Below are 24515 nucleotides of genomic sequence, written 5' to 3'. Positions count from 1 at the left end.
TCTTAGTTCAGTTCAATGGCGAAGTAGTCACGCGCATTGTTAAAGCAAATGTTTTTCACCATCTCACCCAGCAGTTGAATGTCCGCAGGGGCTTCTCCCGCTTCAACCCAGCGGCCAATCATCTGGCACAGGATGCGGCGGAAGTATTCATGACGGGTGTAGGAGAGGAAGCTGCGGCTATCGGTCAGCATACCGACAAAGCGGCTCAGCAGGCCAAGCTGCGCCAGCTGGGTCATCTGACGTTCCATACCGTCTTTCTGATCGTTAAACCACCAGCCGGAACCGAACTGCATCTTGCCCGGCATGCCTTCGCCCTGGAAGTTGCCGATCATGGTGCCCAGCACTTCGTTGTCGCGCGGGTTCAAACAGTAGAGGATGGTTTTTGGCAGCAGATTTTCTTCGTTCTGTTTGCTGAGCAGTTTGGACAGCTCTTCCGCCATCGGACGGTCGTTGATGGAGTCAAAACCCACATCCGGCCCTAACAGCTTGAACTGACGCAGGTTGTTATTGCGCAGCGCGCCGATGTGATACTGCTGTACCCAGCCGCGGCGGGCATATTCCGCGCCGAGGAACACCAGAACCGCGGTTTTGAACTGCGCGACTTCACGTTCGCTGAGAGTTTCACCGGCCAGACGGCGCGCCAGGATACTATCCAGTTCGCTTTCGTTGGCTTCCGCGAACAGCACCACGTCCAGCGCGTGGTCAGAAACTTTACAGCCGTGAGCGGCAAAGTGATCCAGACGTTTGGTCAGTGCGGACTGCAGGTCGGCAAAGCGGCGAATATCGGTGTCAGACACTTCGCCCAGCTTCGCCATGTAGTCGTTGAAAGTTGCCTGCTCAATATTGAACGCTTTGTCCGGGCGCCAGCTCGGCAGCACTTTGACGGAGAATGAGCTGTCTTTTGCCACGGAGGCGTGATGCTCCAGCGAATCGACTGGATCGTCGGTGGTGCCGACCATTTTCACGTTCATCTGCTGCATGATGCCGCGAGCGGAGAAGCTCTCCTGCGCCAGCAGATCGTTGCACTGATTCCAGATTTCATCCGCCGTTGCCGGCGAGAGCACCTTACCTGTAATACCAAAAGGGCGGCGCAGCTCAAGATGGGTCCAGTGGTATAACGGGTTACCGATGGTATGCGGTACGGTGGCCGCCCAGGCGTCAAATTTCTCGCGATCGGAGGCGTCGCCGGTGCACAGACGCTCTGCTACGCCGTTGGTGCGCATCGCGCGCCACTTGTAGTGATCGCCTTTCAGCCAGATGTCATACAGATTTTTGAAGCGATAATTCTCGGCAATCTGCTGCGGCGGCAGGTGGCAGTGATAGTCGAAAATCGGCTGGTCTTTCGCGTAATCGTGGTACAGGCGGCGGGCAAACTCGGTATCAAGCAGGAAATCTTCGGTCATAAACGGTGTCATTTTCGTGTCCTCTTCGCCCCCGAAGGAGCCCATCAGATGATTGACTATAATGCTGACAAAGTTATCACACCAATTTCCACAGACCGAAGTATTTTTCGTGAGTTAGATCAATAAACGACGACAAAAAAAGTACCATCAAAAGAGTAAACTCCCCGCCAAAGCGCGCCAGCTCTGGCCTTTGTCGCAAGAATGAATGCCCACACAAACTTTCCCACTTTTGTGACGTCACTCAACTTTTGAAGTTGTATGACAAGTTATCTTGCTGCCGTCAAAACATATAAACCGACGGAATGCATTACCGACGAATAATCACGTCGGATTTACCGGTATGGACACCGAATTTAGACACAACAGTTGATGGCAAGGTTCGGGCCATACGAGGTTTCCTCTCCTGAACCCTCCGTTTCACCTTCTTCGCCTCAGTTACAGGGCTGGAAGATAGCCGCACCCGCTGCGGATATATAACAAACGATGAGGTTTACATGCGTAAAATTAAAGGGTTACGTTGGTACATGATCGCACTGGTGACGTTAGGTACCGTGCTGGGGTACCTGACGCGTAACACTGTGGCGGCAGCTGCGCCGACTCTGATGGAAGAATTACACATCTCCACCCAACAGTATTCCTATATCATCGCGGCCTATTCCGCTGCCTATACCGTCATGCAGCCCGTTGCCGGCTACGTGCTGGACGTGTTAGGTACTAAAATCGGCTATGCCTTCTTTGCGATCGCCTGGGCGGTGTTCTGCGGCTCTACGGCGCTGGCGGGAAGCTGGGGCGGTCTGGCGCTGGCGCGCGGCGCGGTGGGTGCCGCCGAAGCGGCAATGATCCCTGCGGGCCTGAAAGCCAGCTCCGAATGGTTCCCGGCAAAAGAGCGTTCTATCGCCGTTGGCTACTTCAACGTCGGCTCCTCGATCGGCGCCATGATTGCCCCGCCGCTGGTGGTTTGGGCCATCGTGATGCACAGCTGGCAGATGGCGTTTATCATCTCCGGCGTTCTGAGCTTTGCCTGGGCGATGGCGTGGCTGGTTTTCTACAAACACCCGCGCGATCAGAAAAAATTAACGGAAGAAGAACGCGACTACATTATCGGCGGCCAGGAATCTCAGCATCAGACCAACAACGGCAAGAAAATGTCGCCGTGGCAGATTCTGCGCAACCGTCAGTTCTGGGGTATCGCCCTACCGCGTTTCCTTGCCGAGCCGGCGTGGGGGACCTTCAACGCCTGGATCCCGCTGTTCATGTTTAAAGTCTACGGCTTTAACCTGAAAGAGATTGCGATGTTTGCGTGGATGCCGATGCTGTTTGCCGACCTCGGCTGCATCGTTGGGGGCTATCTGCCGCCGCTGTTCCAGCGCTGGTTTGGCGTTAACCTGATCGTTTCGCGTAAAATGGTGGTGACCATGGGCGCGCTGCTGATGATTGGCCCGGGGATGATCGGTCTGTTCACCAGCCCGTTTGTCGCCATCGCCCTGCTGTGCGTCGGCGGCTTTGCTCACCAGGCGCTGTCCGGCGCGTTAATCACCCTCTCTTCCGACGTATTTGGGCGTAACGAAGTGGCGACGGCGAACGGCATGACCGGTATGGCCGCCTGGCTGGCGAGCACCATGTTCGCCCTGGTGGTCGGCGCGCTGGCGGACACTATCGGCTTTAGCCCGCTGTTCGCCGTGCTGGCGGTTTTCGATGTGCTGGGCGCCGTGGTTATCTGGACCGTGCTGAAAAATAAATCAGCGGATGACGACAGTACGCCGCTCGAGACGAGTAAACCCGCCACGCAAAGCTAGACGCAGGCGAGTTGCCTCCACCCGAAGCCGCCTTGATACAGGCGGCTTTTTCGTCTGTTTTTATGGTGAGAAGCGCGTAAAAGTGGTATAACAAATCCAATATTGTCGCCATCTCCCGGGAGCGAATATGGAAATCACTGAATCGCGTCGTCTGTATCAGCAGCTTGCCGCTGAGCTTAAGTCGCGCATTGAACAAGGCGTCTACCTTGTGGGCGATAAGCTACCCGCAGAGCGGTTTATCGCTGATGAAAAAAGCGTGAGTCGTACCGTGGTTCGCGAAGCCATCATTATGCTGGAAGTTGAAGGCTACGTTGAGGTTCGCAAAGGCTCCGGCATCCACGTTATCTCCAATCATCCAAAACATCAGCAAATTGCCGATGAATCGCTGGAATTCGCCAATTATGGTCCTTTTGAGCTGTTGCAGGCCCGCCAGCTGATAGAAAGCAATATAGCCGAATTCGCGGCGACTCAGGTGACCAAGCAGGACATCATGAAGCTGATGGAAATCCAGGAAAAAGCGCGTAAAGAGAAGTGCTTTCGCGATTCCGAATGGGATCTTCAGTTCCATGTCCAGGTAGCGCTGGCGACGCAAAACACCGCGTTAGCCGCGATCGTAGAAAAAATGTGGACCCAGCGCGTGCATAACCCGTACTGGAAAAAACTGCACGACCATATCGACTCGCGTACCGTCGATAACTGGTGCGACGATCATGACCAAATTCTTAAGGCGCTGATTCGCAAAGATCCGCATGCAGCGAAGCTGGCCATGTGGCAGCATCTGGAAAATACTAAGCTGATGTTATTCAACGAAACCAGCGATGACTTTGAATTCAATGCCGATCGCTACCTCTTTGCCGATAATCCAGTGGTTCACCTCGATACGGCCGCCAACGGCGTAAAATAGACGCTTATCCTCATACCGGGCAGCGATTCCTTCACTGCCCGCAACGCCCTCAGGGTAAGCAAAGCATATATAGTGTCAGCCTGTGTAAATACACTCGCCACCCTCCTTCGCAATCAGCAAAATCAGAATGCAACAAACTGCAATTTCTCTGACGTAAAGTCAGCGGGTTTGTTACAATTAGATGCATTTTGTCGTTCTGAGAGTTAGCTTTGGCTTACTTCACTTTTAAACAGGGAACCGTTCAGAGCGCAGCAGCGACCCTAATCTAATAAAAAGCTATGTCGCCGTGCATATACCGCGTTCAGACGTGCCGTTAACCGATGTACCAGGAATCGTGAATGGAACTATTAACTCAATTATTGAATGCCTTGTGGGCTCAGGATTACGAAACTCTCGCGAATCCATCCATGATTGGCATGTTGTACTTTGTCTTATTTATGATTTTGTTCCTTGAGAACGGTTTACTGCCTGCCGCCTTTTTGCCCGGCGATAGCCTGCTGGTGCTGGTCGGTGTCCTTATTGCCAAAGGCGCGATGGGCTTTCCGGAAACCCTGCTGCTGCTTACCGCGGCGGCAAGTCTCGGCTGCTGGCTAAGCTATATCCAGGGCCGCTGGCTGGGTAATACGCGAATCGTACAAAACTGGCTATCGCACCTCCCCTCGCACTACCACCAGCGCGCGCATCATCTGTTCCATAAGCACGGGCTTTCCGCGCTGCTGATTGGCCGTTTTATCGCCTTCGTTCGTACGCTGCTGCCGACCATCGCCGGACTATCCGGCCTGAGCAGCGCACGCTTCCAGTTTTTTAACTGGATGAGCGGTCTGCTATGGGTCCTGATTCTGACCTCCCTGGGGTACCTGCTGGGGAAAACGCCGGTATTCTTGAAGTATGAAGATCAGCTGATGTCCTGCCTGATGCTGCTGCCCGTCGCGCTGCTGGTATTTGGCCTGATTGGTTCGCTGATTGTCCTGTGGAAGAAAAAATACAGAAGCCGGGGCTAACAATGGCGATGCAACGATCCTCTCTGCGTCAGATAAGTTGGGTGCTGGGCGGTTCGCTACTCCTGTGCGGCCTGTTCTGGCTCTGGCTCACCGTGCAACAGCAGGAGTCGACCCTGGCTATTCGTCCCGTCAGCCAGGGTATCAGCATGCCGGACGGTTTTTCCGTCTGGCATCATCTCGACGCTAACGGCATCCGCTTTAAAAGCATTACGCCGCAAAATGACGGCTTGATCATCAAGTTTGACTCCAGCGCTCAGGGAGCCGCGGCAAAAGAAGTTTTGGGCCGCGCCCTGCCGCATGGCTATATTATCGCGTTACTGGAAGATGATGATTCGCCTACCGCCTGGATTTCACGCCTGCGCGATACCCCGCACAGATTCGGCTAATGCACGAAAATTCCGAATATTTTCACCCTGTTTGGTGATTTCCCGTTTTACTTACTATCATTAAGTCTGCGGGAGTCACCAGGCTCACGTTAATCAACTGGATAGGGTATATCCTCCAGATATCCCCTCACACAATGGAAGGTTTTATCCATGAAACACCGCATTGCTTTGATCCTGGTTCTGTCTTCACTGAGCGCCAGTGCCTTTGCCATCTCCCCTTGTCAGGAAAAAGAACAAGATATTCAGCGGGAGATCAGCTACGCCGAAAAACATCATAACCAGCACCGTATTGATGGTCTGAAACGGGCGCTTAGCGAAGTGCAGGCAAATTGTAGCGACAGCCAGCTCAAAGCCGATCACCAGAAAAAAATCGCCAAACAGCAGGCAGAAATAAGCGAACGCCAGAATGACCTGCGCGAAGCCGAACAGAAAGGCGATGCTGATAAAATCAGCAAGCGTCAACGTAAACTTGATGAAGCGCAGCAAGAACTGAAAGCGCTACAGTCTCGCGAGTACTAATCGATTAAGCAAGACCAATATGGACCACTTTCACAGGAGATAAAACATGGCTAAAGATAACGTTGCAGAAGACCTGCGTGCGGAACTGAAAACGCTGGCTGATACCCTGGAAGAAGTGCTGAACTCCTCCACGGATAAGTCGAAAGAAGAGATTGGTAAACTGCGCAGTAAAGCCGAAAGCGCGCTGAAAGAGAGCCGCGTTCGCTTGGGTGAAACCAGCGACGCCATTGTGAAGCAAACGCGCGAAACCGCTGCGCGTGCGGATGAATATGTCCGTGAAAACCCGTGGACCGGCGTAGGGATTGGTGCTGCCGTCGGGCTGGTGCTGGGTGTCCTGCTGACGCGTCGTTAATTATGGCGAACTCTCAAAACACGCAAGGGCCGGGGCAAAGCGTTTTCGGCATTGGCCAGCGGATAGTCACCCTGCTGGTCGAAATGGTCGAAACGCGCCTGCGCCTCGTCGTCGTGGAGCTGGAAGAGGAGAAGGCCAATCTCGTCCAGCTATTCCTGATGCTTGGGCTGACGCTGCTGTTCGCCGCGTTCGGCCTGATGAGCATGCTGGTACTCATCATCTGGGCCGTCGATGCGCAATATCGGTTAAACGTGATGATCGCTACCACCGTGATTCTGCTGCTGGCGGCGCTCATTGGCGGGGTCTGGACGTTACGCAAAGCACGTCGTTCAACGTTCCTGCGCCTGACCCGCCAGGAGCTGGCTAATGACCGGGCATTGCTGGAGGATGACAAGTCATGAGCCGCGACCAGCAGGAACGCGAACGACAAAAGGCGCTTTTGCTACGTCAAATCCAACAGCAGCGGCTGGATCTCAACGCCAGTCGCCGCCGTTGGCTTGAGGCGACCGCGCCTATCGACCGTGGCTGGAACACCCTGCTCAACCTGCGTTCATGGGCAATGGTTGGCAGCGGCCTCGTCGCCGTATGGTCCGTTCGCCATCCGCGCTTTTTGCTCCGCTGGACAAAACGCGGCCTCGGTATCTGGAGCACCTGGCGTATGGCCCGCAAGCTGTTGCAGCAGACCGCATCGCGCTAAGGCTGATTTCTCACGTCTGGGTTATGTCAGCCGGGTCAGGTGCCAGCCGCCGCCCGGCATCAATATCGTCATGCTGTACCCATCAGATTTTCCCTTCTGCTCGCCGCCCTCATCACTCTTACGCTACGCCGCTATAACATCCTTTATATTCATTTCGTTTATCAATAATTGCTCAGAAACTTTGAAAAAGATCTACAGTTTTCCTTGCTAACAATCACATCTCATCCTCGCTAATATCCTCTCCATCGACAGCAAGCCCGCGTAACTACGCAGGATTGCACCAAAAAACGAAATCGCCGCCCTTTGGGTTTCCTGGAGTAAGAAATGAAAAAATTAGAAGATGTTGGTGTACTGGTAGCGCGCATTCTGATGCCCATTCTGTTTATCACCGCAGGTTGGGGAAAAATCACCGGTTATGCGGGTACTCAACAATATATGGAAGCCATGGGCGTCCCTGGGTTTATGCTGCCGCTGGTTATCCTGCTTGAGTTCGGTGGCGGTCTGGCAATCCTGTTCGGTTTCCTGACCCGTACCACCGCGCTGTTCACCGCAGGCTTCACCGTGCTGACCGCGTTTCTGTTCCACAGCAACTTTGCTGAGGGCGTGAACTCGCTGATGTTCATGAAAAACCTGAGCATCGCAGGCGGCTTCCTGCTGCTGGCTATCACCGGTCCGGGCGCGTTTAGTATCGACCGCGTACTGAATAAAAAGTGGTAAGCGCACTATACTAGTAAATAAAAAAGCGAGGGGACTTCTCCTCGCTTTTATTATCTATACCCTAAATAATTCGAGTTGCAGGACAAAACGGTTAACCGTTTTGAACAGCGCTTGCGCTGGCCCTGAAAGGGTGAGTCCCGTAGGGGCGAATCACGCGGCGACGCAGTGAATCCCCGGGAGCTTACTCTAGTAAGTGACTGGGGTGAGCGAGGAAAGCCAACGCACAAGCAACTTGAAGTATGACGGGTATAAAGGAGGAAATAATGGGACAATTAGTTGACGGCGTCTGGCACGATACCTGGTATGACACCAAATCCACCGGGGGGCGATTCAAGCGTTCTGTTTCTGCCTTTCGCAACTGGCTAACCGCCGATGGCGCGCCGGGCCCAAGCGGCGAAGCCGGGTTCGCTGCGGAAAAAGACCGTTACCATCTGTACGTTTCTCTTGCCTGTCCATGGGCGCATCGCACCTTAATTCTGCGCAGCCTGAAAGGGCTGGAGCCGTTTATTTCCGTTTCAGTGGTCAACCCCCTGATGTTTGAAAACGGCTGGACTTTCGACGATAGCTTCCCGGCAGCCACGGGCGATACCCTCTACCAGCACGAATTTCTCTATCAGCTCTATCTGCATGCCGATCCGCACTACAGCGGGCGCGTTACGGTGCCGGTATTGTGGGACAAAAAACAGCAAACCATCGTCAGCAATGAGTCGGCGGAAATCATCCGCATGTTGAATACCGCGTTTGACGGACTGGGTGCCCGCGCAGGGGATTACTACCCGCCTGAGCTGCGCGCGCAAATTGATGAGCTGAACGGCTGGATCTATGACAACGTCAACAACGGGGTCTATAAAGCCGGATTCGCCACCAGCCAGCAGGCCTATGACGAAGCGGTCGATGGGGTATTTACGTCTCTGGAGCGTCTGGAACAAATCCTTGGCCAACACCGCTTCCTGACCGGCAATCAACTGACGGAGGCCGATGTTCGTTTGTGGACCACCCTGGTTCGTTTCGACCCGGTGTATGTGACCCACTTTAAATGCGACAAACGCCGCATCAGCGATTATCTCAATCTTTATGGCTTCCTGCGCGACATCTACCAGATGCCGGGCATCGCGGAAACGGTGGACTTCGCCCATATTCGCAACCATTACTACCGTAGCCATAAGACGATCAACCCGACCGGGATCATCTCCGTCGGCCCGCAGCAGGATCTTAACGAACCGCACGGCCGCGATCTTCTCTTCCGCTAAGCGATTGGGCGCGATTTACCGCGCCCAATAATTCACAAAACAAATATTTACCGCCATTTCATTCACGTCTATTCTTATTTCGATCGCTTTAAAAACAAGTGATTGACGGCTAATCGAGGCGTAAAAATGGACTGGTATCTTAAAGTATTAAAAAATTACATTGGATTTGGCGGCCGCGCCCGGCGCAAAGAGTACTGGATGTTTATTCTGGTCAACATCATCCTGACCGGCGTACTCAGCATTATTGATAAAATGCTCGGATGGCAGCGCGCAGGAGGAGAAGGCATTCTGACGACCATCTATGGCGTGCTGATCTTCTTACCGTGGTGGGCGGTGCAGTTTCGTCGATTGCACGACACCGACCGCTCGGCATGGTGGCTGTTATTACTGCTGATCCCCGTGATCGGCTGGCTAGTGATCCTGGTCTTCAATTGTCAGAACGGCACTCCCGGCAATAATCGCTTCGGGCCGGATCCCAAACCGACCTCCTACTGAATAATGCGCCCCTCGTCAAAAAGGGGCGCATTTTGTTTTATCTAGCCATAAATAGCTTCGGAATTTCCCGCAGACACCATGATTTCGCCTCCCCCATGCTGTCCCGGCGCCAGGCCATAATAATGTCGATCTCATTACTGTACTCCGGGCTGACCACCCGCAGGCGCCCTTCGGCAATATCCTGCTCAACCAGCGGATACGGCATCGTGGCGACGCCCAGTCCTGCCAGCAGGGCCTGGCGTTTATCTTCGATCGAGCTCACTGTTAATCGCGGCTGTTTGTCGAGTAGCTGCACCGTCAGCACCGGACGTTCGCGGGCGGTGTCCGCCACCGCCACGCCGCGGTACTTAACGCGCGTCACTTCAGAGAGCGGCTCCGGTTCCTGGTGAATGGGATGGTCAGGCGCGGCAACGTAGACGCTCATGACCGAGTAGAGCTTACGGGAGTTAATTTCCGAGGAAGAGCGAAAATGCATATCCGGCGCAACGACAATATCCGCCCGCCCCTGCTCAAGGCGCTCCCATGCTCCGGCCAGCACTTCGGTAATAATCGACAGCTGAGTGTTCGATTTGGTCGCCAGCTTTTCAATTAACGGAAACAGGTCGGTGGTGGGTACCAGCGCCTCGGTGACGATGGTCAGGTGCGTTTCCCAGCCGCGCGATAGCGCTTCGGCATCGGTTGTCAGCTTATCCGCCGCTTCCAGCAGAACGCGCCCGCGCTCGAGCAGCATCCGGCCAACGTTGGTGAATTTTGTTCGATGACCTGAACGGTCAAACAGAACGACATCCAGCTCTTCTTCCAGCTTTTGCATGGTATAGCTGAGCGCTGAAGGCACTCGACCAAGCTCATCAGCCGCCGCCGCAAAGCTTCCGCGCCGGTCAATCGCATCCATAACGCGTAACGCTTCCAACGTTAATGCTCTCTCTTTAGCCATCGTTCTCTCATTCAGGAAATTTGAACATACCGGGCAGAATATCTGGCTAACAATACAGCGTCCATACCTTTACCATTGATTTAGTGTAAAGAGAGGTCAAGAAGATGATTACAACCCGAACAGCCAAACAGTGCGGTCAAGCCGACTTCGGCTGGCTGCAGGCCCGCTACACCTTTTCCTTTGGCCACTACTTCGACCCGAAATTGCTAGGTTACGCGTCGCTACGCGTGCTCAACCAGGAAGTTCTGGCGCCCGGCGCGTCGTTCCAGCCGCGTACCTATCCGAAAGTCGACATTCTGAACCTGATACTGGAAGGTGAAGCGGAATACCGCGACAGCGATGGCAACCATATCCAGGCTAAAGCTGGCGAAGCGCTGCTGATCTCTACCCAGCCCGGCGTGAGCTACAGCGAGTACAACCTGAGCAAAGAGCGCTCGCTGACGCGAATCCAGCTGTGGCTGGATGCCTGTCCGCAGCATGAAAATCCGCTGGTGCAAAAAATCGCTATCGCCGGGGGAGCGCAGCAGCTGCTGGCTTCGCCGGACGGCAGCCAGAAGAGTCTCCAGCTGCGCCAGCAGGTATGGATCCACCATATCAATCTGGCGAAAGGCGAGCAGCTTAGCGTGCAGCTCCACGGCCCACGGGCCTACCTGCAGTCGATTCACGGCACGGTGCATGCGCGGGTACAGGAAGAAGAGAAACAGGCACTGACCTGCGGCGATGGCGCGTTTATTCGTGACGAAGCTAACATTACCCTCGTTGCCGATACGCCGCTGCGCGCTTTGCTGATAGATTTACCTGTGTAACAACGGCGGTAAGGGAGTGTGTCAGTGGGCAAGAAGAAAACAAAAAAAGCGGCGCTAGCAGCGTCGCAGCCGCAGCCAGAAACCATGACAACGGTTAGCTTTGGTTATGAAGAGATGTTGAGCGAACTGGAGGCGATCGTCGCAGAAGCGGAGATACGGCTCCAGGAAGAAGAAAGCGTCGCCTGACGTCAATATCGGCCCCAGCCGGGGCCGATAGATTTACTCACTCAGCGCCTGAGCTAAATCTTTTTGTACCTGCTTACGCTGTTCTGGCGTCAGGACCTGATTGACATCAAAATAGTACTTCACGCGATAATAGCGAACCTGCTGTTCGACTTTACTAAACGCCGCCAGCTGATCTTTGACCGCTTTTTCATTCCATTTTCCGGAATCGATCACATCAAATAATACGCCGTCTTTAATATCTTTCTGGGAGATCTGCTGAACGCTTTTCTCCAGCTGTTGATGCAGGTTTTTAATTTTCGTTACCTGATCGTTGGTCAGTTTTAAGTGCTGGACGATCGGATCCTGCGCCGGGGCTGGCGCAGCGTTAACATCCGCAGCCTGTGCCGCCATTGAGAAGCCCGTGGCGAGGAGGGTTGTCACTGCAATGCGAGTCATTAATTTCATTTTAGTTATATCCTGATTAATTATCACCGATGTGGCTGGCCATTATTTTTCAGAAGCAGATGAAGAAATGTAAAAAATAGTTCGCATAAATGTATGTAAATCAGGAAATATATAAAAGGCACGAATGCTATAATTAAATTCATTTATTTAAAATATATAAAATAAGCGAGGATAACGCATAACCGCATGAGTCATAATGCGGTTGATGGCAGGCCTGCTTCCCCACCTTGTGCCCGCTTTCTTGTCAGGTGGCGGCTAACGCCTTACCTGACCTACTCCCCCCGCCTCCTATGCCCGCTAGCGTCATGGACAGGTATTCATCTGTCCTGTGTTTCAACCTGCCATAGGAAGCAAAACGCCCCGCCATCACTGGCAGGGGTTGTGTAAAAAGTTGAAGCTGACCGTTAAGCCGCTTTCTTTTGGGTATAGCGTCGTGGACAGGCATTCATCTGTCCTGTGTTTCAACCTGCCATAGGAAGCAAAAACCCCCGCCATTTCTGACGAGGGTTTTCTGAAAAGTTGAAGCTGACCGTTAAGCCGCTTTCTTTTGGGTATAGCGTCGTGGACAGGCATTCATCTGTCCTGTGTTTCAACCTGCCATAGGAAGCAAAAACCCCCGCCATTTCTGACGAGGGTTTTCTGAAAAGTTGAAGCTGACCGTTAAGCCGCTTTCTTTTGGGTATAGCGTCGTGGACAGGCATTCATCTGTCCTGTGCTTCAACCTGCCATAGGAAGCAAAAACCCCCGCCATTTCTGACGAGGGTTTTCTGAAAAGTTGAAGCTGACCGTTAAGCCGCTTTCTTTTGGGTATAGCGTCGTGGACAGGCATTCATCTGTCCTGTGTTTCAACCTGCCATAGGAAGCAAAAACCCCCGCCATCGCTGGCAGGGTTTATGTAAAAAGTTGAAGCTGACCGTTAAGCCGCTTTCTTTTGGGTATAGCGTCGTGGACAGGCATTCATCTGTCCTGTGTTTCAACCTGCCATAGGAAGAAAAAACCCTCGCCATTTCTGACGAGGGTTTTCTGAAAAGTTGAAGCTGACCGTTAAGCCGCTTTCTTTTGGGTATAGCGTCGTGGACAGGCATTCATCTGTCCTGTGTTTCAACCTGCCATAGGAAGCAAAAACCCCCGCCATTTCTGACGAGGGTTTTCTGAAAAGTTGAAGCTGACCGTTAAGCCGCTTTCTTTTGGGTATAGCGTCGTGGACAGGCATTCATCTGTCCTGTGTTTCAACCTGCCATAGGAAGCAAAAACCCCCGCCATCGCTGACGAGGGTTTTCTGAAAAGTTGAAGCTGACCGTTAAGCCGGGTTCTGTCGTGGACAGTCATTCATCTAGGCCAGCAATCGCTCACTGGCTCAAGCAGCCTACCCGGGTTCAGTACGGGCCGTACCTTGTGAACCCCTATTTGGCCTTGCTCCGGGTGGAGTTTACCGTGCCGCGAACTGTTACCAGACGCGCGGTGCGCTCTTACCGCACCCTTTCACCCTTACCTGATCCCACTTGCGTGGGCCATCGGCGGTTTGCTCTCTGTTGCACTGGTCGTAGGCTTGCGCCTCCCAGGCGTTACCTGGCACCCTGCCCTATGGAGCCCGGACTTTCCTCCCCTCCGCCCGTCTCCCCCGAAGAGGACGACGACGAAGCGGCGACTGTCTGGTCAGCTTCGGCGCGCAGTATAGAGGGTTTGCCAGCGGTTGTCATCCTTCCGTCGCCATTCCGACCTGCAATGTCGCCGCAATATTACGCGACGCACGATAAATATTGTCCGCCGCGCCGCGAAACGCCTCTTCCAGCGTTGTTACGCTGGTCAGCACGCTAAATACCGCATCAATTCCATACCGGTGAACCACGCCCACGTCGCGGGTCAGACTACCGGCAATGCCAATTACCGGTTTATGATACTTTTTCGCCACGCTCGCCACGCCAACCGGCACTTTACCGTTAATGCTCTGGCTATCCAGCCGACCTTCGCCGGTCACCACCAGCGAACAATCGAGGATATGCTCTTCCAGATTCAGCGCCTGGGTCACGATTTCAATCCCGCTGCGTAATTCAGCGTTCAGGAACGCCATCAGCGCGGCGCCCATACCGCCCGCCGCGCCCGCACCGGCAACCTGCTTCACATCGACATGCAGATCGGCCTTAATAACGTCCGCATAGTGCGCCAGGTTGCTGTCCAGCTCGCGGATCATCGCTTCGGTAGCCCCTTTCTGCGGGCCAAATATCCTTGATGCGCCGGTATCGCCGATCAGCGGATTGGTGACATCGCAGGCCACCCGAATGGCGCAATCATGCAGCCGCGCATCGAGACCGGTAATATCTATCGAATTCAGACTACACAGGCTACCGCCGCCGTGGCCGATCTCCGCGCCATTGGCATCGCAAAGACGCGCGCCCAGCGCCTGCACCATCCCCGCGCCGCCGTCGTTGGTGGCGCTGCCGCCAATGCCAATGATGATATTTTTCGCCCCATGATCCAGCGCCTGCAAAATCAGCTCGCCGGTACCGCGCGACGTCGTCAATAGCGGGTTACGCTGAGCAGGCGGCACCAGCCCCAGCCCGCTGGCCGCAGCCATTTCGATAAACGCGGTTTTGCCATCGCCGGAAAGCCCCCAGCAGGCATCCACCGGGACGCCCAGCGGCCCCGTCACGCAGGCGCTCATCTCGGTACCCTGCGTCGCGGCAATCATCGCCTCAACGGTCCCTTCGCCGCCATCGGCGAGAGGAACCTTCACGTAGAGCGCATCGGGGAAAATTTCCCGAAAACCTTTTTCTATAGCCTGGGCAACCTCGGTAGCCGAGAGGCTTTCTTTATAAGAGTCTGGGGCGATTACGATTTTCATAGTTATGTAGCCTGACAGTGCCGCGCAAGGCAAGAATTACAGGGCGCGCATCCGCGCCCTTCTTGTTAGCGAGTGACTTCCACTTTCGCCAGTTTTTCGTAGTAGCATGCAAGCGCGCTATGGTCGGCGGTACCCAAACCGTCGGCGCGCAGCGCCTGCATCATCTCCATCACCGCGGCGGTAAGCGGCAGCTGGGCGCCCACGCCGTGGGAGGTGTCCAGCGCGTTCGCCAGATCCTTAATATGCAGATCGATACGGAAGCCCGGCTTGAAGTTGCGGTCCATTACCATTGGCGCTTTGGCATCCAGCACGGTACTTCCGGCCAGCCCGCCGCGGATGGCCTGATATACCAGATCCGGGTTCACGCCCGCTTTGGTCGCCAGCGTCAGCGCTTCGGACATCGCCGCAATGTTCAGCGCCACGATCACCTGGTTAGCCAGCTTGGTCACGTTGCCCGCGCCGATCTCGCCGGTATGCACCACGGAACCCGCCATCGCTTTCAGCAGATCGTAATATTTGTCGAAAATCGCTTTATCACCGCCCACCATCACCGATAGCGTACCGTCGATGGCCTTCGGTTCGCCGCCGCTGACCGGCGCATCCAGCATATCGACGCCTTTCGCTTTCAGCGCTTCGCTGATTTCGCGGCTCGCCAGCGGCGCGATGGAGCTCATATCGATCAGCACGGTGCCTGGCTTCGCGCCTTCGATAATGCCGCCTTCGCCCAGTGCCACTTCTTTCACGTGCGGCGAGTTCGGCAGCATGGTGATGATCACATCGCACTGCTCGGCAATCGCTTTCGCTGATGCCGCAGTTTCTGCGCCTGCGGCAATCACCTCGGCAATTGCTTCCGGGTTACGGTCAGCAACCACCAACGAGTAACCTGCCTTGAGGAGGTTTTTACTCATTGGTTTACCCATGATACCGAGGCCAATAAAACCAACTTTCATTGTCATGTCTTTATCTCTCTAGTTTCGGTGGTGGTTATTTCTTAAAGGAATCAGCCAGTTTTTGCGTGGCAGAGCGGAATACGCCCAGGTCGCTGCCGACGGCGACAAAGGTCGCGCCCCATTCCAGATAGCGCCGCGCGTCGGCTTCAACCGGCGCCAGAATACCGCTCGGCTTACCGTACTTTTTCGCGCTGGCAAAAATGTGCTGAATCGCTTTCTGCACTTCCGGATGGGAAGCATTACCCAGATGACCCAGCGCAGCGGCCAGATCGCTTGGGCCGACAAAAATACCGTCCACGCCCGGCGTGGCGGCTATCGCATCAACGTTTTCCACGCCCTGCTGGCTCTCGATTTGCACGAGAATGGTGATATTTTTGTTCGACTGCGCGAAGTAATCCGGCACGGTGCCAAACATATTGGCGCGGTGCGAAACGGATACACCGCGAATGCCTTCAGGCGGATAGCGGGTTGAGGCAACGGCGTTAACTGCCTGCTCTTCCGTTTCGACAAACGGAATCAGGAAGTTATAAAAACCGATATCCAGCAGGCGCTTAATGATCACTGGTTCGTTGGTTGGTACGCGGACGACCGGCGCGCTGGCGCTGCCTTTCAGTGCCATCAGCTGCGGGATAAAGGTGGAGATGTCGTTCGGCGCATGTTCGCCGTCCAGTACCAGCCAGTCGAAACCTGCCAGGCCTAAAACTTCGGTGCTAATTGGGCTCGCCAGCGCGGACCAGCAGCCAATCTGAACCTGATGCGCCGCCAGGGCCGCCTTAAATTTATTCGGGAAGATATCGTTATTCATCACTTATACCTTGTCACTTAACCGTTAATTATTTCTGCAGTTCCATACGTTTGATGTCGCCGACCACAAACAGATAGCAAACCATCGCCATCAGGGCCGAGCATCCGACGAAGACCAGCGCTGCGTTGAATGAGTGCAGCTCGCTCACCAGGTAACCGATAACCAGCGGGGTTACGATGGAAGCGACGTTACCAAAGACGTTAAAGACGCCGCCGCACAGGCCGACAATCTCTTTCGGCGCGGTATCGGAAATCACCGGCCAGCCCAGCGCGCCGAACCCTTTACCGAAGAAAGCCAGCGCCATCAGGGTCACCACCAGCGCGGTGTTATCGGTGTAGTTACACAGAATGATGGTGGAAGCCAGCAGCATTCCGAGGACGATCGGCAGCTTACGCGCCACGGTGATGGAACAACCGCGTTTAATCAGATAGTCGGAGAACACCCCGCCCAGCACGCCGCCGGCAAAACCGCACAGCGCCGGAATCGATGCGACCAGACCCACTTTCAGAATCGACATGCCCTTTTCCTGCACCAGATAAATCGGGAACCAGGTGAGGAAGAACCAGGTGATGGTATTGATAAAATATTGGCCGAAGAACACCCCCAGCATCATGCGGTTGGTCAACAGCTGCTTGATATAGTGCAGTTTAGGTCCGTTGGCCGCCGCGCTGCCGGGCTTTTTATGGTCCATATCAACCACTGCGCCGTTCTCGGAGATAAACTTCAGCTCCTCTTGCGTCATGCGCGGGTGCTCGGTGGGGTTATGGATCAGTTTTACCCACAGGCCGGTCAGCACAAAACCAATCACGCCCATGACGGTGAAGACGTGCTCCCAACCCCAGGCAAAGGTCAGCCAGCCCAGCAGCGGCGAGAACAGCGCCAGAGAGAAATACTGCGCAGAGTTAAAAATCGCCGATGCGGTGCCGCGCTCTTTCGTTGGAAACCACGCAGCGACGATACGGGCGTTTGCCGGGAAAGATGGCGCTTCAGAGAAACCCAGCATAAAGCGCATAAAAAACATTGAGATACCCGCCCACGCCAGCGGAAACATATCCACAAAGCCTTGCAGGAAGGTAAACAGCGACCAGAAGAACAGGCTGTAAGAGTAGACTTTCTTCGAGCCAAATTTATCGAGCAGCCAGCCGCCGGGGATCTGCATCAGCAGGTAGGCCCAGCCGAATGCGGAGAAAATATACCCCATTGAGACCGCGCTCAGCTGCAGTTCTTTCGCCACCTCTGTACCGGCGATCGAGAGCGTCGCCCGGTCGGCATAATTAACGGCGGTAACAATGAAAATGATCAACAGAATTAAATATCGAGTTGGCACTTCCTTTTTCTGTTCTATCATTGCATCCAGACTCATCTAATATTCCTCAGGTACAACACACCTTCCATTATTTATTTTGGCGTGATTCTTCATTATTCATAAATCAATATCAGGAAGTATCGATTTACCTATCCGGCGCATTGCAAGCATGACTCAGTATAATCAGCTCATGGTATTTAATCACTGTGCATAACCCCCACAAAGAGATAACAAAAACCATTTTAATTGTGCAAATGCAATAATCAGTGGGCGCTGATGCACAATTCCAGTGATTTCCTTCTATACCTGATGCCCTCTCGCAAAAGCGAGTGATTTAGATCACATTTTTAAATCTAAACACCTGACATTCTTAATTCCATAAATCTGAGCATCAGAAATTGAATATACCCTAAATATTTCGAGTTGCATGAAGACGGCAACGCAGGGAATCCCCAGGAGCTTACTAAAGTAAGTAACCGGGGTGAGCGAGGAAAGCCAACGCACATGCAGCTTGAAATATGACGGGTATAAACGTTTTATTTTATTATTCGCACCTTGCTGGAGAATACTGGACAATGGCTGACATTGAAATTAGACAAGAATCGCCAACGGCGTTTTATATAAAAGTACACGAAACGGATAACGTGGCGATTATTGTTAACGATCGAGGTTTAACGGCCGGAACGCGTTTCCCTGACGGGCTCACGCTGGTTGAACATATCCCGCAAGGCCATAAAGTCGCGCTGGTCGATATTCCCGTCCACGGTGAAATCATCCGCTATGGCGAAGTGATTGGCTATGCGGTACGCGATATCCCGCAGGGCAGCTGGATTGACGAATCACTGGTCGAACTACCTAAAGCGCCGCCGCTGCATACCTTACCGCTGGCGACCAAAGTCCCGGCGCCGCTGCCGCCGCTGGAAGGCTATACCTTCGAAGGCTATCGCAACGCCGACGGTAGCGTGGGCACCAAAAACCTGCTCGGCATTAGCACCAGCGTGCACTGCGTGGCGGGCGTCGTCGATTATGTGGTGAAAATCATCGAACGCGATCTGCTGCCGAAGTATCCCAACGTCGATGGTGTTGTGGGTCTGAACCACCTGTATGGCTGCGGCGTGGCGATTAACGCCCCGGCGGCGGTTGTCCCGATCCGTACCATTCATAACCTGGCGCTCAATCCAAACTTCGGCGGCGAAGTGATGGTAATTGGCCTCGGCTGCGAAAAACTGCAGCCGGAGCGTCTGCTGGAAGGTACCGATGATGTGAAAAGCATCCCCGTGGATAGCGCCAGCATCGTCAGCCTGCAAGACGAAAAGCACGTCGGTTTTAAATCGATGGTCGACGATATTCTGCGAGTTGCCGAGCGTCATCTGGAGAAGCTAAACCAGCGCCAACGTGAAACCTGCCCGGCCTCCGAGCTGGTGGTCGGTATGCAGTGCGGCGGCAGCGATGCGTTTTCTGGCGTCACCGCCAATCCGGCAGTGGGCTACGCATCCGATCTGCTGGTGCGCTGCGGGGCGACCGTTATGTTCTCGGAAGTCACCGAAGTACGCGATGCAATCCATCTGCTGACGCCACGCGCCGTCAACGAAGAAGTGGGCAAACGTCTGCTGGAAGAGATGGCCTGGTATGACAACTATCTCGATATGGGCAAAACCGACCGCAGCGCCAACCCCTCCCCGGGCAACAAGAAAGGCGGTCTGGCGAACGTCGTAGAGAAAGCGCTGGGTTCTATCGCCAAGTCCGGGAAAAGCGCGATTGCCGAAGTGCTCTCTCCGGGGCAGCGCCCGACCAAACGCGGTCTGATTTACGCCGCGACGCCGGCTAGCGACTTTGTCTGCGGTACTCAGCAGGTGGCATCCGGGATCACCGTGCAGGTGTTTACTACCGGTCGCGGTACGCCGTATGGCCTGGTCGCCGTGCCGGTCATTAAAATGGCGACACGAACCGAGCTGGCAAACCGCTGGTACGACTTAATGGATATCAACGCGGGAACCATCGCCACCGGGGAAGAGACCATCGAAGAGGTGGGTCTGAAGCTGTTTGAGTTTATTCTTGATGTCGCCAGCGGCCGCAAGAAGACCTTCTCGGATCAGTGGGGATTGCACAATCAGCTGGCGGTGTTTAACCCGGCGCCAGTGACGTGATAATCCTTAGCAGAAAAGCCGGTCGGCGGTGAATGAGCATCGCCCCGGCGTATCAATATTTACGCATTCACCAGAATGACTTCAACGCCGCTCTTACGCAGCCCCTCCAGGCTTTCTGGCGGGATACCATCATCAACGATGATGGTATCGATCCGCTGAGTGTCGACGATCTTATGCAAGCTGGAACGGTTGAATTTTGTCGAGTCGGTGACCACGATAATGCGCTCCGCAACCTCACACATCCGACGATTTAGTCTGGCCTCGTCTTCATTATGGGTGCTGACGCCCCGCTCCAGATCGATCGCATCAACACCGAGAAACAGCATATCGAAGTGGTAATTTTGCAACGACTGTTCTGCCTGGTCGCCATAGAACGAAAGCGATTGACGGCGCAAGTGCCCACCGGTCATCAACAGCTCAACACCATCCGCTTCAAGTAATGCATTAGCAACATTCATACCGTTGGTCATAGCAATAACATCAGTATGCTCGCGCAGCAGACGGGCGATCTCATATGTCGTGGTACCGGAATCGAGAATAACGCGATGCCCCGGCCCGATCAGCGCAACAGCAGCTCCGGCGATACGCCGTTTTATCGCCGTATTCAGCGAGCTTTTATCCTCAACAGAAGGCTCTCCGCCGGGGATATTACTGTCGCAAATCAGTGCACCACCATAAGCCCGAACGGCGATCCCCTGCTTTTCTAGAAACGCAAGATCGTTTCGGATCGTCACCGTAGAAACGCCGAACAATTCAGAAAGATCGTTCACCTGCACGCTTCCATGCTGCCGCAACCGCTGGATGATCTGCTCACGTCTTTCGCTGGTACCGGGTACCCGCTTATCTGCAGAATGGTCTGTGTTGCTCATAAGAAATCCTTTAACTAATTCTTTCGTTTTATTTCGTTTTCCTTATTAAGGCCTTTCTTTTACCCGAATGCAAGCCCCGCGATAGGTATCTCAGCCCACAAACTCGCCGCAAAACACTTTCATTATATTTCTTTTGTGAAACAGATCGGAAAACCATTATCTTTCGTTTTATTTTTATAACACCATAATGCAGTATAAAATGAAACAAAACGAAAGATAATCATCATAACCATCCAACCTGGAGAGGAAAGTGAAACATCTGACGACTATGGTGGAACAGCATAAACGGGGGAAAGCAAACGGTATATATGCCGTTTGTTCGGCGCATCCACTGGTTCTGGAGTCTGCAATACGCTACGCACATGCTAACCGAACTCCTCTGCTAATCGAGGCAACCTCCAATCAGGTTGATCAGTTTGGCGGTTATACGGGAATGACCCCAGCTGATTTTCGCCACTTTGTCTGCCAACTGGCCAACTCGCTTGATTTCCCCGAAGAGCAGTTAATTCTGGGCGGCGACCATCTCGGCCCAAATCGTTGGCAGCATCTGCCAGCGGAGCAGGCGATGGCCAATGCTGACGGTTTGATCAAAAGCTACGTGGCTTCTGGATTTAAAAAAATCCATCTTGATTGCAGCATGTCCTGTCTGGGCGATCCGGTTCCGCTAACCGATGCTATCGTCGCGGAACGTGCTGCACGTCTGGCAAAGATTGCCGAGGAAACCTGCGTGGAGCAGTTCGGCGAATCGGATCTCGTCTACGTCATTGGCACCGAAGTGCCTGTGCCAGGCGGTGCCCACGAAACATTAGCCGAGCTAGAGGTCACTACACCCGATGCGGCACGCGCCACGCTGAAAGCCCATCGCCATGCGTTTGAAAAACTGGGTCTGGATGCCATCTGGTCCCGCATCATTGCCCTGGTTGTGCAACCCGGCGTCGAGTTCGATCATACGCACATCATAGATTATCAACCGCAAAAAGCCGTCGCTCTGAGCAAAATGGTTGAAGCTTACGACACGTTGGTATTCGAAGCACACTCCACGGATTACCAGACGCCGCAATCTTTGCGCCAGCTAGTGAAAGATCACTTCGCCATTCTGAAAGTTGGTCCGGCGTTGACTTTCGCCCTGCGCGAAGCGCTGTTCTCGCTAGCAGCCATTGAGGAGGAGCTGTTGCCGGCCAAAGCCTGCTCTGGCCTGCGTCACGTACTTGAGAGCGTAATGCTCGATCGCCCGGAATACTGGCAAAGCCACTATCACGGCGATGGCAACGCACGTCGTCTGGCCCGCGGCTACAGCTATTCCGATCGCGTTCGTTATTACTGGCCTGACAGCCAGATTGATGACGCATTCGAAAGATTGGTTCGCAATCTGGCGGGTGAGCCAATCCCGCTACCGCTTATCAGCCAGTATTTACCTTTGCAGTACGTAAAAGTACGCGAGGGAGCTCTCAGTGCCACGCCGCGGGAACTCATCATGAGCCACATTCAGGACATACTGCAGCAGTACCATGCCGCCTGTCAGGGCGTTACTCCATAACGGATAACAACTAAGAGGAAAACGCTATGCCAAATATCGTACTTAGCCGTATCGACGAAAGACTCATTCATGGTCAGGTCGGCGTACAGTGGGTCGGATTTGCGGGGGCAAACCTGGTACTGGTTGCCAATGACGAAGTAGCGGAAGACACCGTGCAGCAGAACTTGATGGAAATGGTTCTGGCTGAAGGGATTGCCGTACGTTTCTGGTCGCTGCAGAAAGCGATCGATAACATTCATCGCGCTGCCGATCGGCAGAAAATTTTGCTGGTATGCAGGACACCGACTGATTTTCTCAAGCTGGTTGAAGGCGGCGTACCCGTCACACGCATCAACGTGGGAAACATGCATTACGCCGAAGGTAAAAAACAAATTGCCAAAACGGTTTCTGTCGACGCGAACGATATCTCTGCGTTTAACGGTCTGAAAGCAGCAGGAGTGGAATGCTTCGTTCAGGGCGTTCCAACAGAACCTGCTTTGGATCTCTTTAAACTACTTTGAGGGATTCACAATGGAAATTAGTCTGTTGCAGGCTTTTGCATTAGGTATTCTCGCCTTTATTGCTGGCCTCGATATGTTCAACGGGTTAACGCACATGCACCGTCCAGTAGTGCTTGGGCCGCTGGTTGGTCTGATTCTGGGCGATCTGCATACCGGTATTTTAACCGGTGGCACGCTGGAACTGGTGTGGATGGGTCTGGCGCCACTAGCTGGCGCTCAGCCGCCAAACGTCATTATTGGCACCATCGTAGGCACAACTTTCGCCATAACCACCGGCGTTAAGCCCGATGTCGCCGTAGGTGTCGCCGTACCGTTTGCCGTCGCCGTACAAATGGGCATTACCTTCCTGTTCTCCGTCATGTCCGGCGTGATGTCCCGCTGCGATCGCATGGCTGCAAATGCGGATACCGCGGGTATTGAACGAGTTAACTATCTGGCGTTGCTGGCGTTAGGTATTTTCTATTTCCTCTGCGCTTTCCTGCCGATTTACTTCGGAGCGGAACACGCGAAAACCGCCATTGATGTTCTGCCTGAGCGCCTGATTGACGGTCTGGGCGTTGCAGGCGGCATCATGCCAGCCATCGGTTTTGCCGTACTGCTGAAGATCATGATGAAAAACGTCTACATCCCTTACTTCATCATCGGTTTCGTTGCCGCGGCCTGGCTCAAGCTTCCGGTTCTGGCTATCGCCGCGGCCGCGCTGGCAATGGCGCTGATCGATCTGCTGCGTAAATCTCCCGAACCGACTAAACCAGCGGCACAGAAAGAGGAATTCGAAGATGGCATCTAACCAACATACCTTGTCGAATACGACTGAAAATGAAGAAACGCTGCTCACCGGGGTGAATGAAAACGTCTATGAAGATCAGAATATTGGCGCCGATCTCACTAAAAAAGACATTAACCGCGTGGCCTGGCGTTCCATGCTGCTGCAGGCTTCTTTTAACTATGAGCGTATGCAGGCATCTGGTTGGCTATACGGTCTGCTACCCGCGTTGAAAAAGATCCATACCAACAAACGCGATTTGGCCCGAGCCATGAAAGGCCATATGGGATTTTTTAATACCCATCCTTTCCTGGTGACGTTTGTTATTGGCATCATTCTGGCAATGGAACGCTCCAAGCAGGATGTCAACAGCATCCAAAGCACCAAAATCGCCGTTGGCGCACCGCTCGGTGGGATTGGCGATGCCATGTTCTGGCTGACGCTGTTGCCGATCTGCGGCGGGATAGGAGCCAGCCTGGCGCTGCAAGGCTCTATCCTTGGCGCAATAGTCTTTATCGTGTTGTTTAACTTCGTCCATCTCGGTCTACGCTTTGGTCTGGCTCACTATGCATATCGAATGGGCGTCGCAGCAATTCCTCTTATCAAAGCGAACACAAAGAAAGTGGGTCATGCGGCGTCAATCGTAGGGATGACGGTCATTGGGGCGCTGGTAGCAACCTATGTTCGCCTGAATACGACGCTCGAAATCAAAGCCGGCGATGCGGTGGTTAAACTGCAGGCCGACGTTATTGATAAATTGATGCCCGCATTTTTGCCGCTGGTCTATACCCTGACCATGTACTGGCTGGTACGCAGAGGCTGGAGTCCGCTGCGCCTTATTGGCATCACCGTGGTTCTGGGCGTCGTCGGTAAATTCTGTCACTTCCTGTAAAGCAAAAGAGG

At 53.8% G+C, this 24515-nt stretch carries 26 protein-coding genes and 1 other RNA gene; 18 read left to right on the top strand and 9 right to left on the bottom strand.

The window, feature by feature from the left end:
* Window positions 1–2 precede the first annotated feature (2 nt).
* Window positions 3–1415: a glucuronate isomerase gene (gene uxaC / locus K7H21_RS03240; RefSeq protein ID WP_087828343.1), complete on the bottom strand. Its 1413-nt coding sequence runs from the start codon at window positions 1413–1415 to the stop codon at window positions 3–5.
* Window positions 1416–1897: 482 nt separating this feature from the next.
* On the opposite strand from uxaC, the gene K7H21_RS03235 reads away from it, so the two are divergent.
* The 11 genes from K7H21_RS03235 to K7H21_RS03185 all read left to right on the top strand — a co-directional run bounded on the left by K7H21_RS03235 (window position 1898) and on the right by K7H21_RS03185 (window position 9520).
* Window positions 1898–3199: an MFS transporter gene (locus K7H21_RS03235; RefSeq protein ID WP_004125495.1), complete on the top strand. Its 1302-nt coding sequence runs from the start codon at window positions 1898–1900 to the stop codon at window positions 3197–3199.
* Window positions 3200–3326: 127 nt separating this feature from the next.
* Window positions 3327–4103 (top strand): transcriptional regulator ExuR, encoded by a 777-nt coding sequence (exuR, locus tag K7H21_RS03230; protein WP_004125496.1) that lies wholly within the window; start codon window positions 3327–3329, stop codon window positions 4101–4103.
* Window positions 4104–4441: 338 nt separating this feature from the next.
* Entirely contained in the window at window positions 4442–5104 is a 663-nt protein-coding gene (gene yqjA / locus K7H21_RS03225; protein ID WP_004125499.1) for a DedA family general envelope maintenance protein YqjA, read from the top strand.
* Between the two features lie 8 nt (window positions 5105–5112).
* Window positions 5113–5490 (top strand): EnvZ/OmpR regulon moderator MzrA, encoded by a 378-nt coding sequence (mzrA, locus tag K7H21_RS03220; RefSeq protein WP_162626098.1) that lies wholly within the window; start codon window positions 5113–5115, stop codon window positions 5488–5490.
* Window positions 5491–5640: 150 nt separating this feature from the next.
* Window positions 5641–6009, top strand: coding sequence for a DUF1090 domain-containing protein (locus tag K7H21_RS03215; RefSeq protein WP_004125504.1), 369 nt, complete (start codon window positions 5641–5643; stop codon window positions 6007–6009).
* A 46-nt stretch (window positions 6010–6055) separates the two neighbouring features.
* A complete protein-coding gene (locus K7H21_RS03210) occupies window positions 6056–6361 on the top strand; it encodes an ElaB/YgaM/YqjD family protein (protein ID WP_004125506.1) in 306 nt (101 codons plus the stop codon).
* A gap of 2 nt (window positions 6362–6363) precedes the next feature.
* A complete protein-coding gene (locus K7H21_RS03205) occupies window positions 6364–6762 on the top strand; it encodes a phage holin family protein (protein ID WP_004125508.1) in 399 nt (132 codons plus the stop codon).
* Window positions 6759–7058: a YqjK-like family protein gene (locus K7H21_RS03200; RefSeq protein ID WP_004125510.1), complete on the top strand. Its 300-nt coding sequence runs from the start codon at window positions 6759–6761 to the stop codon at window positions 7056–7058. The genes K7H21_RS03205 and K7H21_RS03200 overlap by 4 nt, the downstream gene beginning before the upstream one ends.
* A 324-nt stretch (window positions 7059–7382) precedes the next feature.
* Window positions 7383–7775, top strand: a complete 393-nt coding sequence (locus tag K7H21_RS03195) for a DoxX family protein (protein WP_004125512.1) — start codon at window positions 7383–7385, stop codon at window positions 7773–7775.
* A 263-nt stretch (window positions 7776–8038) separates the two neighbouring features.
* Window positions 8039–9025 carry a glutathione S-transferase family protein gene (locus K7H21_RS03190; RefSeq protein ID WP_142468353.1) on the top strand — a complete coding sequence of 329 codons (987 nt, stop codon included), beginning with the start codon at window positions 8039–8041 and terminating at the stop codon, window positions 9023–9025.
* A 126-nt stretch (window positions 9026–9151) separates the two neighbouring features.
* Window positions 9152–9520, top strand: a complete 369-nt coding sequence (locus K7H21_RS03185; protein ID WP_004105984.1) for a DUF805 domain-containing protein — start codon at window positions 9152–9154, stop codon at window positions 9518–9520.
* Window positions 9521–9557: 37 nt separating this feature from the next.
* Here K7H21_RS03185 and K7H21_RS03180 read toward each other — a convergent pair whose 3' ends face one another.
* A complete protein-coding gene (locus K7H21_RS03180; RefSeq protein ID WP_049113438.1) occupies window positions 9558–10454 on the bottom strand; it encodes a LysR family transcriptional regulator in 897 nt (298 codons plus the stop codon).
* A gap of 104 nt (window positions 10455–10558) precedes the next feature.
* Between K7H21_RS03180 and K7H21_RS03175 the strand changes: the two genes are divergently transcribed.
* Together K7H21_RS03175 and K7H21_RS03170 are read left to right on the top strand one after the other, a co-directional pair.
* Complete coding sequence (locus tag K7H21_RS03175; protein WP_142445274.1) at window positions 10559–11260, top strand: pirin family protein; 702 nt, start codon at window positions 10559–10561, stop codon at window positions 11258–11260.
* A gap of 24 nt (window positions 11261–11284) precedes the next feature.
* Window positions 11285–11446: a hypothetical protein gene (locus K7H21_RS03170; RefSeq protein WP_004125524.1), complete on the top strand. Its 162-nt coding sequence runs from the start codon at window positions 11285–11287 to the stop codon at window positions 11444–11446.
* Window positions 11447–11479: 33 nt separating this feature from the next.
* Here the strand turns inward: K7H21_RS03170 and K7H21_RS03165 are convergent, their stop codons facing one another.
* From K7H21_RS03165 to garP, 6 genes are all read right to left on the bottom strand, one after another.
* A complete protein-coding gene (locus K7H21_RS03165; protein WP_004125527.1) occupies window positions 11480–11890 on the bottom strand; it encodes a Spy/CpxP family protein refolding chaperone in 411 nt (136 codons plus the stop codon).
* A 1285-nt stretch (window positions 11891–13175) separates the two neighbouring features.
* Window positions 13176–13554, bottom strand: an RNA gene (gene rnpB / locus K7H21_RS03160) — RNase P RNA component class A.
* 32 nt (window positions 13555–13586) lie between these two features.
* On the bottom strand, window positions 13587–14732 hold the full coding sequence (garK, locus tag K7H21_RS03155; protein WP_223035570.1) for a glycerate 2-kinase: 1146 nt from the start codon (window positions 14730–14732) through the stop codon (window positions 13587–13589).
* Between the two features lie 65 nt (window positions 14733–14797).
* Window positions 14798–15688 carry a 2-hydroxy-3-oxopropionate reductase gene (garR, locus tag K7H21_RS03150; RefSeq protein WP_004105999.1) on the bottom strand — a complete coding sequence of 297 codons (891 nt, stop codon included), beginning with the start codon at window positions 15686–15688 and terminating at the stop codon, window positions 14798–14800.
* Between the two features lie 28 nt (window positions 15689–15716).
* Window positions 15717–16487 carry a 2-dehydro-3-deoxyglucarate aldolase gene (garL, locus tag K7H21_RS03145; RefSeq protein WP_223035569.1) on the bottom strand — a complete coding sequence of 257 codons (771 nt, stop codon included), beginning with the start codon at window positions 16485–16487 and terminating at the stop codon, window positions 15717–15719.
* A 28-nt stretch (window positions 16488–16515) separates the two neighbouring features.
* Complete coding sequence (gene garP, locus K7H21_RS03140; RefSeq protein WP_004125538.1) at window positions 16516–17850, bottom strand: galactarate/glucarate/glycerate transporter GarP; 1335 nt, start codon at window positions 17848–17850, stop codon at window positions 16516–16518.
* 518 nt (window positions 17851–18368) lie between these two features.
* Here garP and garD point away from each other — a divergent pair.
* Entirely contained in the window at window positions 18369–19940 is a 1572-nt protein-coding gene (gene garD, locus K7H21_RS03135) for a galactarate dehydratase (RefSeq protein ID WP_112167200.1), read from the top strand.
* 59 nt (window positions 19941–19999) lie between these two features.
* Here garD and K7H21_RS03130 read toward each other — a convergent pair whose 3' ends face one another.
* Window positions 20000–20809, bottom strand: coding sequence for a DeoR family transcriptional regulator (locus tag K7H21_RS03130; protein WP_004125543.1), 810 nt, complete (start codon window positions 20807–20809; stop codon window positions 20000–20002).
* A gap of 268 nt (window positions 20810–21077) precedes the next feature.
* Here K7H21_RS03130 and kbaZ point away from each other — a divergent pair, with 268 nt between their 5' ends.
* The 4 genes from kbaZ to agaE are packed head-to-tail and all read left to right on the top strand — an operon-like array spanning window position 21078 to window position 24504.
* Window positions 21078–22346 (top strand): tagatose-bisphosphate aldolase subunit KbaZ, encoded by a 1269-nt coding sequence (gene kbaZ, locus K7H21_RS03125; RefSeq protein ID WP_261365926.1) that lies wholly within the window; start codon window positions 21078–21080, stop codon window positions 22344–22346.
* A 26-nt stretch (window positions 22347–22372) separates the two neighbouring features.
* Complete coding sequence (agaV, locus tag K7H21_RS03120) at window positions 22373–22846, top strand: PTS N-acetylgalactosamine transporter subunit IIB (RefSeq protein ID WP_004125548.1); 474 nt, start codon at window positions 22373–22375, stop codon at window positions 22844–22846.
* Between the two features lie 10 nt (window positions 22847–22856).
* Entirely contained in the window at window positions 22857–23636 is a 780-nt protein-coding gene (gene agaW / locus K7H21_RS03115; RefSeq protein ID WP_004125551.1) for a PTS N-acetylgalactosamine transporter subunit IIC, read from the top strand.
* Entirely contained in the window at window positions 23626–24504 is an 879-nt protein-coding gene (agaE, locus tag K7H21_RS03110) for a PTS N-acetylgalactosamine transporter subunit IID (RefSeq protein ID WP_223035567.1), read from the top strand. The genes agaW and agaE overlap by 11 nt, the downstream gene beginning before the upstream one ends.
* Window positions 24505–24515: the final 11 nt, after the last annotated feature.

Origin of the sequence: Klebsiella sp. CTHL.F3a, assembly GCF_019890895.1 — a bacterium.
GTDB lineage: Bacteria > Pseudomonadota > Gammaproteobacteria > Enterobacterales > Enterobacteriaceae > Klebsiella > Klebsiella grimontii.
The sequence above is the reverse complement of the archived record's forward strand: the minus strand, read 5'-3'. Positions and strand labels throughout refer to the sequence as shown.